9 protein-coding genes and 1 tRNA gene are annotated in these 16247 nt (G+C 27.1%); all 10 read left to right on the forward strand.

The features are described from left to right. Positions 1-5: 5 nt before the first annotated feature. The 10 genes from coaE to L1S46_RS13250 all read left to right on the forward strand — a co-directional run bounded on the left by coaE (position 6) and on the right by L1S46_RS13250 (position 15851). Positions 6-605 (forward strand): dephospho-CoA kinase, encoded by a 600-nt coding sequence (gene coaE / locus L1S46_RS13205; RefSeq protein WP_077829350.1) that lies wholly within the window; start codon positions 6-8, stop codon positions 603-605. A gap of 14 nt (positions 606-619) precedes the next feature. Next, positions 620-1255: a lytic transglycosylase domain-containing protein gene (locus L1S46_RS13210; RefSeq protein WP_077829351.1), complete on the forward strand. Its 636-nt coding sequence runs from the start codon at positions 620-622 to the stop codon at positions 1253-1255. Between the two features lie 97 nt (positions 1256-1352). Further along, positions 1353-1438 (forward strand) — tRNA-Leu (locus L1S46_RS13215). Between the two features lie 396 nt (positions 1439-1834). Next, complete coding sequence (locus tag L1S46_RS13220) at positions 1835-3544, forward strand: methyl-accepting chemotaxis protein (protein WP_238900244.1); 1710 nt, start codon at positions 1835-1837, stop codon at positions 3542-3544. A gap of 287 nt (positions 3545-3831) precedes the next feature. Further along, a complete protein-coding gene (locus L1S46_RS13225; protein ID WP_238860520.1) occupies positions 3832-6129 on the forward strand; it encodes a YhgE/Pip domain-containing protein in 2298 nt (765 codons plus the stop codon). A gap of 34 nt (positions 6130-6163) precedes the next feature. Further along, positions 6164-8455, forward strand: coding sequence for a YhgE/Pip domain-containing protein (locus tag L1S46_RS13230; RefSeq protein WP_238860518.1), 2292 nt, complete (start codon positions 6164-6166; stop codon positions 8453-8455). 170 nt (positions 8456-8625) lie between these two features. Beyond that, positions 8626-10536 carry a PAS domain-containing sensor histidine kinase gene (locus tag L1S46_RS13235; protein ID WP_238900245.1) on the forward strand — a complete coding sequence of 637 codons (1911 nt, stop codon included), beginning with the start codon at positions 8626-8628 and terminating at the stop codon, positions 10534-10536. Between the two features lie 2 nt (positions 10537-10538). Next, positions 10539-12554, forward strand: coding sequence for a HAMP domain-containing sensor histidine kinase (locus L1S46_RS13240; RefSeq protein ID WP_238900246.1), 2016 nt, complete (start codon positions 10539-10541; stop codon positions 12552-12554). A gap of 178 nt (positions 12555-12732) precedes the next feature. Continuing rightward, positions 12733-13233: a TspO/MBR family protein gene (locus tag L1S46_RS13245; protein ID WP_238900247.1), complete on the forward strand. Its 501-nt coding sequence runs from the start codon at positions 12733-12735 to the stop codon at positions 13231-13233. A gap of 311 nt (positions 13234-13544) precedes the next feature. Beyond that, positions 13545-15851 carry an AAA family ATPase gene (locus tag L1S46_RS13250; RefSeq protein WP_238900248.1) on the forward strand — a complete coding sequence of 769 codons (2307 nt, stop codon included), beginning with the start codon at positions 13545-13547 and terminating at the stop codon, positions 15849-15851. The last annotated feature ends 396 nt before the right edge of the window (positions 15852-16247 follow it).

A 16247-nucleotide genomic window follows, 5' to 3' on the forward strand; every position in this document is an offset into this window, starting at 1 on the left:
ATAAAATGGTTAAGATTGGTTTAACAGGTGGAATCGGCACCGGAAAAAGCACTGTATCAAATATTTTAAGTAAAGAAGAACTAAAAATAATAGATGCAGATGCTATAGCTAAAGAAGTACTTGAAAATAATCCAAAGATATTAGAAATGGTTCGGGCACAATTTGGAGCAGGTTTCTTTGACTGGAGAGGTGAATTTAGAAGGAAAGAATTTGGAAACCACATATTCAGATTTCCTAAACAAAGAATAAAATATGAAAGTATAATTATGCCGTATATTAAACAATCAATTGAAGAAAAGATAAAATTGTACGAACAAAAGAATGAAAAAATAGTAATAATAGATGCTCCTACTTTAATTGAAAATAATATGCATGAGGAAATGGATTATATTGTACTTGTATATGCGGATAATTCAGTTCAAATTCAAAGAGTTATGAATAGAGATAAATTAACTAAAGTTGAAACTGTTAGTAGAATAAATTCTCAAATGTCTATGGAAGAAAAAAAAGAGTTTGCGAATATTATTATTGACAATAATACTGATTTAATTGAATTGCAGAAGCAAGTTTATGATTTTATTGATTTTATAAAACTAATATGCTAAGTAAGGAGAATATAATGAAGTTTCTAAGAAAAACCTTTTGTGCAATAGTATTCTTAGTAGTAATTGTAGCAGCAATTGGCATAGGTTCGAGATATATTATAAAAGAAAAGTTTTTTCCTTATAAGTACCAGCAGTATGTTGATATGTACAGTTCGCAGTATAATCTAGATCCATTGCTAGTACTAGCAGTTATAAAAACTGAAAGTAAATTTGATGATGATGCGCATTCACATAAAAATGCAGTAGGTCTTATGCAAATAACGGTTGATACTGGACAATGGGCAGCGAAAGAAATGGGATATAATACATTCACTAAAGAAGACCTATATAATGAAGAATATAATATTAAAATGGGATGCTGGTACCTTAGGCGTTTGAATGATACTTTTGATAAAGATATGGATCTAACAATTGCAGCATACAATGCAGGACCAACTAATGTGCAATCATGGCTTGATAATAGAAAATACTCTTCAGATGGAAAAAGTGTAGATTATATACCTTTTGGAGAAACAAAAAAATATGTTGATAAGGTAAACACATATTATCATATATATCAATATCTTTATGATAAAAAAGACGATTATTTTGAGGCAGATAAGGTAGTTGATCTAATGAAAAGCTTCCTAAATGTACATTTCTTAAGTTAATTATTAGTCTCTGCCTAATAATTAACTTAAATATTTTATGAAAATTACTTGAATTTTAAATAAGAATAGATTATCATTAAATGAGTAATTTATATTTGCAGGTGTGGTGGAATGGCAGACACGCTATCTTGAGGGGGTAGTGTTCACATGGACGTACGGGTTCAAGTCCCGTCACCTGCACCAAAATTTGAATAAATTTCGTTGAGTTTGCTATTTTAGTAACTTGGCGAAGGTCTTATATATAACACATATTTAGTTATGAAGAATAGCTACATATGTGTTATTTTTTTGAAAAAACGTGTATTAGGATACATAATATATTTTTTATTTTAAAATCTTACCATTGTTTATAATATTATTACATGACTAATTAAACCTCTAAAATTACAAATAATAGAATTGAATTCAAGAAAGTTTTTAATGTTAATTAAGGAAACGACAATATAATTATTGTAATCATAGTTAAAAATTAAATTTTAATGAAATTAAAAAGGTTTTTGTAAAAAACATCGAATAAGTATTTATACAAAATAAATTTATTGGATATTTATTATGTAATTAAAGGGGGAGTGGGTTTTAATGTTTAAATCGATTAAAGGTAAATTAGTGTCACTTATATCTATGCTTATTATTTCAATGGTTCTTTTAAGTTTATATTCAATTAATAACTTAAGTGTGATCAATACAGTTTCAGCTAATATGTCTACAGAATTAATTCCTGGGTTAATTCAATCAGGAAATATAAATACGATGACATCTGATTTTAGAATACTGGAATATGAACATATAATATCAAATGACAAAAATGAAATGGCTCAAAAAGAAAAAGATATGGAAGCGAAGAATAGTGAAATCCAAAGCAGTATGCAACAATATGAAAAAACATTTTATGATGATAAAGATAAGCAATTATTTGAGACAGCTAAAAATGATTGGAACCAATATTTGAAGGTGCATGAGAAAGTTATAAGCTTGAGTAGAGATTTAAGAACTGATGAAGCTATGGAAATTATGAATGGAGAAGCAAAGAAATATTTTAGCTCAGCATCAGAATCATTGAATGAATTGTCTAAGTATAATCAAGAAATGGGAGCGGATTTTTCTAAGCAGGGTAGTGATATATACCAAAAAGTAAAGAATATATCGATAATAATTATTTCAGTATTAATTATTCTTTCAATAATTATTTCATTTATGATTATTAAAGGAATAGTAGCATCACTAAAAAGTTTAAAGAATGAGCTAGATGCACTTGCAGAAAAAGGTGGGGATCTAACTCAAGAAATTAAAGTTAAATCTAAGGATGAAATTGCTGGACTTGCAAATAGTTTAAATAAATTTATATCAAACTTAAGATTAATAATTAGTGAAGTCAATGAGAGTACTGAAAATGTTATACATATAAATAATGATATAAATAGTAAGATAGATAATCTATCAAGCACAATAGAAGAGGTTTCAAGTAGTACAGAGGGTATTGCTGCGGGAATGGAAGAAACGGCTGCATCATCAGAGGAGATGTTAGCAACATCTCATGAAATTGAAAAAGCTGTGGAGGGAATCTCGGAAAAAATTCAAGATGGATTAATATCAGTTGAAGGAATACAAAAGAGTGCAGATGATGTTAAGAAAAATACAATCGAGTCACAAGAAAAAGCTAAGGCGATATTTTTAGAGACAAAAGAAGGTCTTGAAAAAGCTATTGAAAACTCTCATATTGTAGCTAGAATTAGTATATTATCTGAATCTATAATCGAGATTGCCGCACAAACAGATTTGTTGGCATTGAATGCTGCTATTGAAGCTGCTAGAGCAGGGGATGCAGGAAAAGGATTTGCAGTTGTTGCAGAAGAGGTAAGAAAACTTGCAGAAGAATCTAAGAATGTAGTTAATGAAATAAAGAATGTTACTGATAAAGTTACAGAATCTGTAGGCGATTTATCAAGCAATTCAAGTAAGCTTTTGAAATTTATTTCAAATAACGTAGATAATGATTATAAATCTATGATGGAAGTCGCAGATAAATATAGCAAGGATGCAGAATTTGTTAATAGTTTAGTTTCGGACTTTAGCTCAACTTCAGAGGAACTTTTGGCATCCATACAGGATATTTTAAAAACAATAGATCAAGTTGCAGAAGCTTCCACAGATGGAGCGGAAGGAACTACTGAAATAGCAGAAAAGGTAGTCGAAATAAATGAGAAAACTAATAAAATAATATTAAATATAAATGAATCTAAAGAGAGTACAAGTAAATTAATTAAAAAAATATCTACATTTAAATTTTAATAAAAGTAATTGCTAATTTCAGATTCTGATACATAGAAGGAAGAGATAAGAATTGATTAACTATTAGTAATTTTATAGCCTTTAGCATAATAGCTAAGGGCATTTTCTTTATTTTTTTATCATACATCTCATCTTAATTGAATAGGTAAATGTATAATAGTTAATTTCTCCAGAATAGAAATAAAGTTTTAAGTACGGAAAATAATTATTGGAGAAAAAATGACTCTTGGTCATTTTTGTGTGATATAATCTATACAAAGAAATATTTTCTGACAGGAGCATTGAATATGAAGAATATAATAAATATTTTTAAACGGGATATGAAGAATATATTTACTAATTGGGTGGCAGCGCTTGTTGTAGTAGTTTTAATGATAATACCATCTTTATATTCATTAATAAATATTGAGGCATCCTGGGATCCATATTCTAATACGAAGGGAATAGAAGTTGCAATTGTTAATGAAGATAAGGGAACGGTATACAAAGAACATAGTATAAATTTAGGCGATGAATTAGTTGATAAGCTCAAGGAAAATGATCAATTAGGATGGGTATTTGTAGACAAAGAAACTGCCAAAAATGGTTTAACAAATGAAAAGTATTATGCAATGATTGAAATACCACAAGATTTTTCAGAGGATGTTACGACTGTAGTTAAGAAAGACGTTACAAAACCTAAGTTAATATATACTGTAAATGAGAAGAAAAATGTTATTGCATCTAAAATAACTGATGCAGGTGTAAAAAGTGTCAAAACTCAATTAGATGAGAATATAGCAAAGAGTATATCGGGAATAATGTTCAGATTATGTGATGAGGTTGGTATAGATATACAAAATAACAGATCTGAGCTTAGAAATATAATAGATTCAGTATATAAATTAGATGATAATATGCCTGAAATTGAAAAAATGCTAGATGAAGCAATTAATGGAACAATAAGTGCTTCTGAGTTAATGATAAAAACAAATGAGCTTATACCAACTGCAGCAGACACTGTTGATGAAACTGCTGAATTTTTAAATAATACACAAAGTTTTCTAAATGAAACACAAGGAGATTTGCAGAATGAATCTCCAAAAGTTAAAGAAGACCTTATTGAATGTGAAAATACGCTCGATATTATAGGGACAGAGCTTAAAAATGTTGATGAAAATATATCACCAGAAGTAGAAAAAAAAGCATTGTTACAGATATTAGATACGTCTAAAGCAATTAGGACTAGTGCTAGCGATGCTAAATCTAGATTGAAGAACATAAAAAAAGCTATTGATAAGATTAGCGAAATAGAAATTCCTAAACCTTCAATTGACAACTCACTACAAAGCTATGATGAAATAAAAAAGCTTCAGCAAGTTTTTGATAAACAAGCAGATGTAATTGAAAATCAAAGAGATTTGTTAAAGCAAGAGAGTAGGACAATTTCTAAAATTATAGATAGGTTAGATAATATAGATAATAATCTTGATAAATTAATTGATAGAACTAATAAAGATATTGATAAATTAAATAGTGGAGATAAAATATTGGACACGCAGGATCTTACAGATACTAGAAAAGTATTAGATGATTTGCATAATTTAGTTTCTGATATAACAGATAATTATGATTCAGAAATTGTACCAACAATTAATAAGGGGTTTGACTCAATGAGCGAGATAATTGATACTGGGTTAAACTTATCGGCTCAAGGAAAAAAAACTTTGCCAGATGTTCAAGAGATGTTGAATACTTTCAAGAATACAGCAGATTTATCTAATGATGAATTAAAAAAATTAAAAGAGAAGTTCCCAGATATAAGAGACAATGTACATGAGCTTGCGCAGAGACTTAAGAAAATAGATAACAAGAAAGATATTGATGAATTATTAGATATGATAACAAATGATTGGAACGCTCAAAGTGATTTTTTATCTAGTCCTGTAGAAATTCAGGATAATAGATTATTCCCATGGCCTAATTATGGATCTACAGTAACGCCATTTTATACAGTTCTTTGCTTATGGATTGGGGGATATGTATTATCAGTCCTAATTGGAACAGAGTCACATTCTATAGAAAATGATAAAGAATTAAATAAGTACGAGAAATATTTTGGAAGGCTATCGTTATTTTTATTTATAGGAATAGGCCAAGCTTTAGTAGCTAGCCTAGGAGCATTATTTATATTGCATTCTTATTCAGTTCATCCAGTAATGTTTGTCTTCTATTGTATATTTATAAGTGTTGTATTTAATTGCATAATTTATACAGCTGTTAGTCTTTTTGGGTATGGAGGAATAGTCATAGGTGTGGTATTGCTTGTTATACAAGTTGCTGGAACTAGTGGCAATTTCCCAATAGAAGTTAATCCGGCAGGATATCAAAAGCTATTTCCATTTCTTCCATTTACCTATGCAATAAGTGGGGTTAGACAAATTATGGCAGGAGTAATATATTCAATATTATTTAAAGATAGCATTATATTATTTATGTTTATGATAGGATCAATTATTATTGGAGTTTTGGCTAAAGAACCGATAAATGCAAAAAGAATAAATATTGTTGAAAAATTAAAAGAAAGTTCAATAATGAGTAGTTAAAATAATCTATATTGCAATACTAGGGGAATTAATTATGAAGAATATATTTAGAATATATAAAAGAGATATTAATAAAATACGTACTAACTGGGTAGCAAGACTTATGATTATGGTAATGATAATTATTCCATCTATGTACTCATTGATAAATATAAAAGCTTCATGGGACCCTTATTCCAATACAGCTGGAATTAAGATTGCTATTATTAATGAGGATAAAGGTACTGTATTTAAGGACAAGAATATAAATTTAGGAGAAGATTTAGTTGATAAACTTAAGGAAAATGATAAATTAGGATGGGTTTTTACAGATAAGGAAAATGGGGAGCAAGGTTTGCTACTAGAAAAGTATTATGCAACAATTGAAATTCCAGAAAACTTTTCTGAAGACATTACAACATTGTTAGAAAAAAATATTAATAAACCAAAGTTAATATACACAGTAAATGAAAAGAAAAATGCGATTGCTCCCAAGATGACAGATTCAGGTATAAAAACAGTAAAAAATGAGTTAGACGAAAATGTAATTAAGACAGTCTCAGGAATATTGTTTAGGATATGTAACGAAAGAGGAGTTGATATACAGGACAACAGGCCTAAGCTTAGAAAAATAGTTGATAACATATATGAGTTAGATGATAATGTGTCAGAAATCGAAACACTTTTAGATGATGCAAGCAACGGAACAGCTAATTTGAAAAATGTGTTAACTAAAACTAATGATATGCTTCCAACAATATCTAATGCTATTGATTCATCAAGTGATTTTTTAAATAATAGTAAATCGGTTTTAGATGATACTCAGGGAAAACTATCAGATATTTCTCCAACAGTAAAGCAGGACCTAATAAAATCAGAAAATGTACTCGATAATTCAAGTGTAGAACTTAAAAATCTAGATGAGAATGTATTACCAGAAGTATCTAAAAAGGTGTTATTAAATGTAAGGGATTCTGCTATTGCAACAGAAGAGACGATTAATAATGTTAAATATAGACTTAGAAATATAAAGAAACTCATTGATAAATTAAGTGATATAGAAATCAAAATACCTTCATTTGGTGATAATGTTCCGAATATAGATTCGATAAAATTAATTACAGACAAACTAGATAAACAATTAAATTCAGTAAAAAATATGCAAGATGATTTGAAAGATATAAGTAAAGTGATTTCAGATAATATTGATAAGCTAGATACGATTGAAGATAAATTACAAATAGTAGCTGATAAATCGGATGAAGAAATTAAGAAAATAGATAATGATGAATTAAATGTGCAAACACTTAAGGATATTATAAAAGTTGTAGATGAAGTACATAGTTTGGTGGCAGATATTACAGACAACTATGATTCAGAAATTGTACCAGGAGTAGAAAAGAGCATTAATTCAACTAGAAAGGTTTTAGATGATAGCTTATCTATTATTGATGAAGGGAGAAATACATTACCAGAAGTAGAAAAATTGCTAAGTGTTTCACAGGATGCAACCAACTTAACTAACGATGAATTAACTAGTTTAAAAAGCAGGTTACCAGACGCTAAAAATAAGATTCATGAATTGTCAGATAAAATCAAGGACATGGATGAAGAAGATAAAATTGATGAATTATTAGACATGATGACAAGCAATTGGGAAAATCAAAGTGATTTTGTAGCGAGTCCAGTTGAAATAGAAGATAATAGATTATTTCCATGGCCTAATTACGGCACAGCTACGACTCCATTTTATACAGTACTTTGCTTATGGGTTGGGGGATTGTTGGCATCGGCTTTATTATCGCTGGAAGCACCTAAATTTGATGATGGAACAAAAATTAAACCATATGAAATGTATTTAGGAAAACTATTATTATTTTTGACAGTTGGAGTATGCCAAGCATTAGTTGCAAGTATAGGTAGCTTAATTATGCTAAAGGTTTATGCAGTTCATCCTATAATGTATATTTTTTATAGTATATTTGTAAGTATTATATTTGTAATTGTTATATATACTGCAGCAAGTATACTAGATGATGTAGGGAAAGCCGCAATTGTTATAATATTAGTACTTCAGATGGCAGGAGCAAGTGGTAACTTTCCGATTGAAGTTGCACCAGTATTTTTTCAAAAATTGTTTCCTTTTTTGCCTTTTACATATGCAATTAGTGGTATGAGACAGATTATGGCGGGAATAGTGTATTCAATATTGATTAAAGACATAGCAGTTTTGTCTATATACATGTTTGTTTCATTAATTGCTGGAATATTATTAAAAGGATTTATGAACAGTATTACAAATAATTTTATGGAGAAATTAAAAAAGAGTGGAATATTGAGACATTAGTAGTTGTTAAAATAAAATTATTATTAATTGGAATAAATAGTCAACACAACTGATTGCTGGCTATTTTTTTCTGCAAAAAATTAATTGTATACATTTATTTATAAAAGTAAGGTGGCATAATAGAAGAAAATGATATAATAAGGTTATAGTTTCATAAAATAGGGGGAAAAATGGAAAAGTATAAAAGACTATCAAATGATTTTGTTATGAGTAAATCTATAATCATATATATTTATATGATAAGTATATTTTTATATTTTATATTAAAATTTATTGTTAATGATGCTAGTGTACATATACCTTTAATTTTTAGAATTTATTACATAACCCTAAGTATAATTTTATTTGTATTATTAAAGCAAGTGAGAAGATTTTACAAAAGATATGTTTCGAAGATAATAATAATATTTTTCTCATTAATGATATTTATATCATCGTTTGGATTTATAATGAAGATTTATGATGCAAATAGCTTAATAGAAATTAAAAATTATATAAATTTAAGCAGAGAGAGCATATTACTAATAGAAACTTTTGCTAGTTATGTATTAACTGAATATTATTTGGAAAGAAGAAAATTAAAGATAGAAAGTTACGGAATATTAATTTTAATTATTACATGTACTTTACTGAGTTATTTTTCTAATTTGACTATACTCTTTGTGAAAATTATATATACGGTTATTGAGATACCAGCATTTATAAAAATAGTTATGAACTTAAAAAAATCAAACTACTTAAGGGAACATGGATGGAGTATCATAAAAGTTTACATATCCTCAACGGTTCTGATATTTTTAATTAATATATATGCATTTAACAATAGCCAATATATAAAAGATGCATTAATTGAAGTTATACATTTTGCAAACTTTACAATGCTTTGGAATTTTATTATATCTAGGTTGGTTAAAGATCCATATAAGGCCTTATCACGTTCATTGAATGATAAAAATGGGGAACTAGATGAACTAAATCATGAAATAGAATTAGGAAATGCTAAGTTAGAGAGTTCAATAAATTTATTAAGAAGTAAAGAGTATTTATATTCAACATTATTTAGGTTCATGCCTCATCCAATTATAATTCTGAATGCAGATAATGATAGAATATTATTTGTGAATAAACAATTTTTAAAGATTTCGGGAATCTCAAAAAAAAGAGAAATAATAAATAAAAAAATAAGCAATTATATTGATTTTGTAAATAATAATGCAGAAAATAAAGATTATGATGCAATTCTTTATATAGGAAATCAAAAAAAATTTATAAAGGCAGAATTTTTGCCTTATTATGAAAATGTATCATGGAAATTGCTATTGATTAAAGATAGAACTTCTAAAGTTCTTGTGGATGAAATAAGGAAAGAAGTTGAGAATAAACAAATTGAAGAAAGTATTAGGAGAGAATTTCTTTCAAATATAAGTCATGATTTGAAAACTCCGATAAATGTAATATATTCGGCAATGCAGGTAGAAAAAATATATGTTGAAAAAGAAGACTTTGATATATTAAAGAAATATAATGATATATCTAAGCAAAACTGTATCTCTTTAATTAAATTAACCAACAATTTAATAGATAATTCAAAGATAAATTCCCATTATTTGACGCCAAGATTAGAGAATATGAACATAGTTGAGGTCATAGAGGACAATGTGATGTCATTAGTAGAATATGTGAAGTTAAATAATATAAATTTAATTTTTGATACTAATACTGAAGAGTGTTACTTGGATATTGATCGTGAATTTATGTATAGAATAATTCTAAATTTAGTTTCTAATGCTGTGAAATTTACTAAAGATGGTGGACAAATATGCGTGGTGGTAAACGAATTTGATGATAAGGTCAATATATCTGTAAAAGATAATGGAATTGGAATAGATGAAGAATTTATATACGAAGCATTTAATAGATATTCAATTGGAGGAAATTGTAATCCTGACCGAAAAAGTGGGACAGGCATAGGGCTTTTTGTAGTAAAACAATTAATTGAACTACAAGGCGGAAAAATCGAAATAAAAAGAAATAATAATTTAGGGACAACTGTAAGTATTGAATTTAGGAAAGGGATATAGAGATGTATAATGGTTTCTTAGCATTGGACAAAATAAAGATAAAAATTAGAAACATTCAGAAGTATGCATTTTTAACGGTACTAATAATTTTATGCTCTATTCTTACTGATAATGTTAATTTTTATTTGCTATTGAATAATATAATTGCAATATCTATGATTTTGGCGTTTATTTATGTGTATATAATAAGGGGGAAGTTTGTCGGTAAAGGTTTTGTAGCAAGATTCAAAGTGATATATTTAATACCTATTATGATACTAGCTATAAATGTTACTGAGATAATAATGTTATTTAAGGATATTCCTAAAAGTTACTTCATACTTTTTTATAGCATGCACGCTACTTTAGAATATTGCATAATAAAAATAGGACTCCTGGTTAAAAATAATAATAGAAAGAGTCTTGTAATATGTATATCCGAAATAGTAATTATCATAATGCTTGGTATTGGCTTTAATGGAGGAAATGGAATACATAATCCTTATGAACTATCATTTTTTATATGGAGCATTACTATAAGTGTTTTGTTAAGCATAGGTTTGTGCATATCTACAGCACAAGATATGTTATCTAAAAGAAAACAATTTACCATTGCTGAATTTAGACAAATAATATTTTATATTTTTTCTATATTATTTAATTATTTGGGATTTATATGTCTTTATATGAGCTATGTGAAAGTTTCTGAATTTATATTAATTGTTAAATGTATTACTTTATATAAATTTTATGATTACATAATAAGTAAAGTAGTGGATAGTTCATTAAAAGAACTTAATAATAATATAGGCAATGCAACTAAAACAAAGAAAGAACTTAACTCTATATTAAGGAAAAGGAATTCTATATTAAATGAAATAAGTGTAATGATCAAAAAGAGTGGAGATAGGAATAATGAACTAATTGATTCTATTTATGGAGGTGTATTTCTATTTTACTTAGATAGACTTCGACACATAAATAAGAGGACATTAAAAACTTTAAACATAACTAATGATGAGATCTTAGGAATAGAAATAAATGATTTTATAAAAATGTATTTTGATATAACGCTTGAAGATATTAAGAAAGCGGGCAATTATATCCCATGCATAAAAATGAAACATACTGATTTCGAAGTTGAAATATTTTTGGCTTCCATAGATGAGATAAGCAAGATTCTTTACATACATGATATAAGTGAAATTAAAGAAAATAAAAAGATGAGAGAAATTCTTGAAGAATATTTGCAAGAGGATGAAATAAAAAAAGAATTTTTCTCTAATATTTCTCATGAACTAAAAACGCCTATAAATCTTATATTTTCTGCATTGCAGGTCAATCAAATTTATTTTAATGAAAATAATCTAGATGGAGTAAATAAGAATAGAAAGATCATAAAACAAAATTGTTTAAGGCTAATAAGGACTATTAATAATTTTATAGATGCTAATAAAATTTCAGAGGGATATCTAATTCCGAATTTAAAAATACATAATATAGTTAACATCGTAGAAGAGGTTTCGATGGCGTCTAATAAGTACATAAAATTAATAAATAATACTTTGACATTTGATGCACAGGAAGAAGAAATCTATGTTAAGTGTGATAAGGAAATGATAACAAGAATTATGTTGAATATTCTTTCTAATTCTGTTAAATATGGAAAGCAAGGGGGGAGAATAAATGTGAGTGTAGAGCTTGATAAGTATAACAAAATTGCTATAAAAGTTAAAAATGATGGCTTGAAAATTGATAAAGAAACCATTCCGTATATTTTTGATAAATTCACTAAACTGAATAAAACTTTTAATAGACTAAAAGAAGGAAGCGGTTTAGGTTTATTTTTAACTAAAGCCTTAGTTGAACTTCAAGAAGGAACTATACGGCTCACATCAAATAATAGAGGAAATGAATTCACCATAATTATGCCTATGGCTGAGCAATCGTATGAAGATAAATTCAATAATGAAGATTGGGAAACAAATTTATTAGAAGAAAAGATAGATATAGAGTTTTCAGATATATATATTGAGTAGAATTAACTTAATAGGAAATTAAAGAAGTAAGTAGACATGAATTTAATAAATTTGTAGGTACTAAAAATAATTACAATTTGAATAAATAGTTTTATTAATTAATCATAGTTTTACATAAATAAACATATATTAAATTAGTTATGTTAAACTAATTACTTAAATTTGAGGTGTATAATTTATGTCAGAAAAGTCAGGGAATAAAAAAAAGATAAGAATTATTCCATTGTTTGCATCAATAATTATTCCACTTTTAATAGGGTGGCTTTCAACATTATTAGTTCCTAATATGAGATCAATATATGAAAGCTTAATTAAGCCACCTTTTTCACCACCTGTAATGGTTTTTCCGATTGTGTGGACTATACTTTATATAATTATGGGAATATGCTCATATAAAGTATATATTTTGAAATATGAGAATGTAGATGTAAGCTCTGCAATATTTGTTTACGCTATACAACTATTATTAAATTTTTTATGGACTATAATTTTCTTTGGGTTTAAGCTTTATGCGTTATCATTTCTAGAACTTATTATTTTGATTATCTTTGTAATTTTAACTATAAAGAGGTTTTATGAAAAGATTGGAAATAAGGCATTTCTATTAATTCCTTATTTGGCTTGGTTAATATATGCGGGAGTGTTGAATTTTTTTATTTGGATGTTAAATGAAATGTAAGGAGCTTATATTCCATGTAATTAATACTTTTAAGATGGTTGCTAAGATTAATATCTAGGTAATCATTTTTTTTATTTACTGCTATATTTTTATTGCATGATTTGAAAGGGACAGATGTGTAAAAAACTTCTAGCTTCACAGTTGCCTGTGATTTTATTCTGATTTTTAATATTATTTATGTTTTAGTTTATAAAAAAATATATCTATTTTGCCATTTAAAGAATATTAATATTATATACTATCAATTTAGGGAGGGGTCTGCTTTGAAATATTTTAATTAAGTATATAATAGATTCAAAGTGGGATAAGATATGAAGAAAGAATTAACTCCAAATGAAATTATTTTTTGTACTTCGTGTACAGATAGCATTAAAAAAAGTAATATTAATAGAGTACCTGAATTTACATCTACTTTAAATAAAATTAAAAAGAGCTTGAGTGTTGAAAAAGAAGGATACAATATATATTACGTAGATTCATTTTCAAAAGAGAAACTAGAGAATCTAATAGAGTGTGTTGAAAATATATATGAAAAGCTTCCTGCACCAAAAGACATTTGCTATGTAACATCACAAGAACAACTAAATCCTACTGCATTGTTTTTACCAAATGGTAAAGGAAATATATTAAAAGAAATGATTGATGATATAAAAGAGAAATACTTTGAATGCATAGTAGAGTTTTATAGTAGTTCTTCAGATGAGGAAAAGGAAGATATTATTGAAGAAATAAGTGAAAAAAGGAATAATTATATAACAAAACTTATGGATTCAGCAAAAAATAAGAATTTTGATGTTAAAGCAACTAGCGGAGGATTTGTGTTTATTCCTTTGAAAGATGAAGGCAATGAGATGACTCAAAATGAATATGACAGTCTCGAAAGTAACACTCAAGAAAGTATCGAAAAACAAGCATCAAAATTAAAAAAAGAAGCAGAAGAAATTCTAGAGACATTAAAAGATATTGAAATAAAATCGATTAAGAAACTTAAAAGTATATACAAAGATTTTTTGAAAAAGAATATGCAGAGTCATAAGGATGATTTATTATTACAATTTATTTCCCAGGATGATGTTTATAAATATCTTCTTCAAATGTATGATGATATAGAAGAAAGAGTAGTTGAGTGTTATACTATTAATTTGGAAGATGATGAAGATTGTCTAAAAGATATATTCTCTAATTATAATGTAAATGTAATTGTTGATAATTCCGCCATAGATCATCCGAGAGTTATCTATGATGAAGATCCTACTATTGGAAACTTAATTGGTACCATTGAATATAGAAACAATAACGGGGGATATAGTACAGATATATCTTTGATTTCTTCTGGTAGTTTGTTAAAGGCTAATGAAGGATGTCTTATATTAAGATTAAGTTCGTTAATAAGTAGTGGTGTAAGCTACTACTATCTAAAGAAATCATTAATTCATGGCAAAATAAACTATAATTATACGAAGAGCTATTTAGAAATGATATCTCTCGCAGGATTAAAGCCAGAGTCAATTCCTATTAATTTGAAGGTTATTTTAATAGGAGACTATGAGAGTTTTCAGATATTATATGATAATGATGAAGATTTTAAACAAATATTCCCAATCAGGATAGAAGCGGATACCGAATTAAAATATAATGATATTACTAAAAATTCTATTGAAGGATTAATAAAAGAAAAGATAAAAAAAGATAACTTATTGAATATAACAGATGATGCTCTTAAGGAAATGATTAAATTTCTTGCTAGGGTCGCAGGTCAAAGAAATAAAATATCTATAGATGATTATTATATAAATAAATTACTGCATCTATCCAATAATAATGCAAAAGAAGATAAAAGAAAAAATATAGAAAAGCAAGATATAATTGATGTAGCATATGAAGATGAAAAGATTTTGGAAGATATAATGGATAATTATAAAAGTAAAAAAATATTGATAACAGTAAACGGAAGAAAAACAGGAATAATCAATGGGCTTTCTGTAGTTGGAAATGGATCCTATAGTTTTGGTAAGCCTATGAGGATAACATGCTTATCAAATATAGGAGATGGAAGGATAATAGATGTTCATAAAGAATGCAAAATGAGTGGAAATATCCATGAAAAGTCGATTGGAATATTGCGAGGATTATTAAGTAATTTAATAAGTCCTTATGAAAAATTGCCAGTAGATTTTCAATTAAGTTTTGAACAGACTTATGGAATGCTTGAAGGAGATAGTGCTTCTGTGGCAGAGATAATATGTATTTTATCAGCTTTAAGTAAGAGGCCAATAAGACAAAATATTGCTGTCACTGGATCTATAAATCAGTTTGGAGAAATTCAGGCAATTGGTGGGGCCAATGAAAAAATTGAAGGATTCCATAGAGTTTGCAGCATTATTGATAAAACAGATGGAAAAGGTGTCTTAATTCCAAGTACAAATGCCGATGAATTAATATTAAGATATGAAGTTGAAGATGATGTTAGAAATGGAAAATTTCATATATATACCATGGAAACTTTAGAGGATGCTATTGAAGTATTAATACTTGATGAAGGAGAATCAGTAAAAAGTTTCTTTAAGGAAATAGAAAATGAAATTTTAAAATATAAGGGTGGAAAAAAGAAAAAGTAATTATTGGCTTATCTAATAAGTCAAATCTTTAAGTTAGATATCACAACTAAGATATGAACTTATTTCTAGTTGGGATATATTTCATAGTATAAATCTAACTTATAGTTTGGTTATCTATAAGAAAATAAAATAGAAGATGATCTTATGATATATATTTATATGAGTATATCGGGATTATCTTCTATTTTTTATGCATTAAGCAAAAATAATATATTCATTTAATATTTGATAATTATGTAGTGTAGTTAATTATCGGTATCTTTATTTTATATATCGTTAATATGTGTGATATAGGCGGATAATTAAGATAATGAGTTATAATAAATAGAAAAAAATGTAATAAATAGTTTGACGTTGAATAAAATAGTATGTTAAAATATGGTAAAAGGTGAAATG

The organism is Clostridium sp. YIM B02500, from assembly GCF_022324665.1.
In the GTDB taxonomy this organism is placed as follows: domain Bacteria; phylum Bacillota; class Clostridia; order Clostridiales; family Clostridiaceae; genus Clostridium; species Clostridium beijerinckii.

Excerpts from the sequence above, each read along its gene's own strand:
- L1S46_RS13210 (WP_077829351.1), top strand. The coding sequence starts at position 620 with ATGAAGTTTCTAAGAAAAACCTTTTGTGCAATAGTATTCTTAGTAGTA.
- L1S46_RS13245 (WP_238900247.1), top strand. The coding sequence starts at position 12,733 with ATGTCAGAAAAGTCAGGGAATAAAAAAAAGATAAGAATTATTCCATTG.
- coaE (WP_077829350.1), top strand. The coding sequence starts at position 6 with ATGGTTAAGATTGGTTTAACAGGTGGAATCGGCACCGGAAAAAGCACT.
- L1S46_RS13235 (WP_238900245.1), top strand. The coding sequence starts at position 8,626 with ATGGAAAAGTATAAAAGACTATCAAATGATTTTGTTATGAGTAAATCT.
- L1S46_RS13250 (WP_238900248.1), top strand. The coding sequence starts at position 13,545 with ATGAAGAAAGAATTAACTCCAAATGAAATTATTTTTTGTACTTCGTGT.
- L1S46_RS13220 (WP_238900244.1), top strand. The coding sequence starts at position 1,835 with ATGTTTAAATCGATTAAAGGTAAATTAGTGTCACTTATATCTATGCTT.
- L1S46_RS13225 (WP_238860520.1), top strand. The coding sequence starts at position 3,832 with ATGAAGAATATAATAAATATTTTTAAACGGGATATGAAGAATATATTT.
- L1S46_RS13240 (WP_238900246.1), top strand. The coding sequence starts at position 10,539 with ATGTATAATGGTTTCTTAGCATTGGACAAAATAAAGATAAAAATTAGA.
- L1S46_RS13230 (WP_238860518.1), top strand. The coding sequence starts at position 6,164 with ATGAAGAATATATTTAGAATATATAAAAGAGATATTAATAAAATACGT.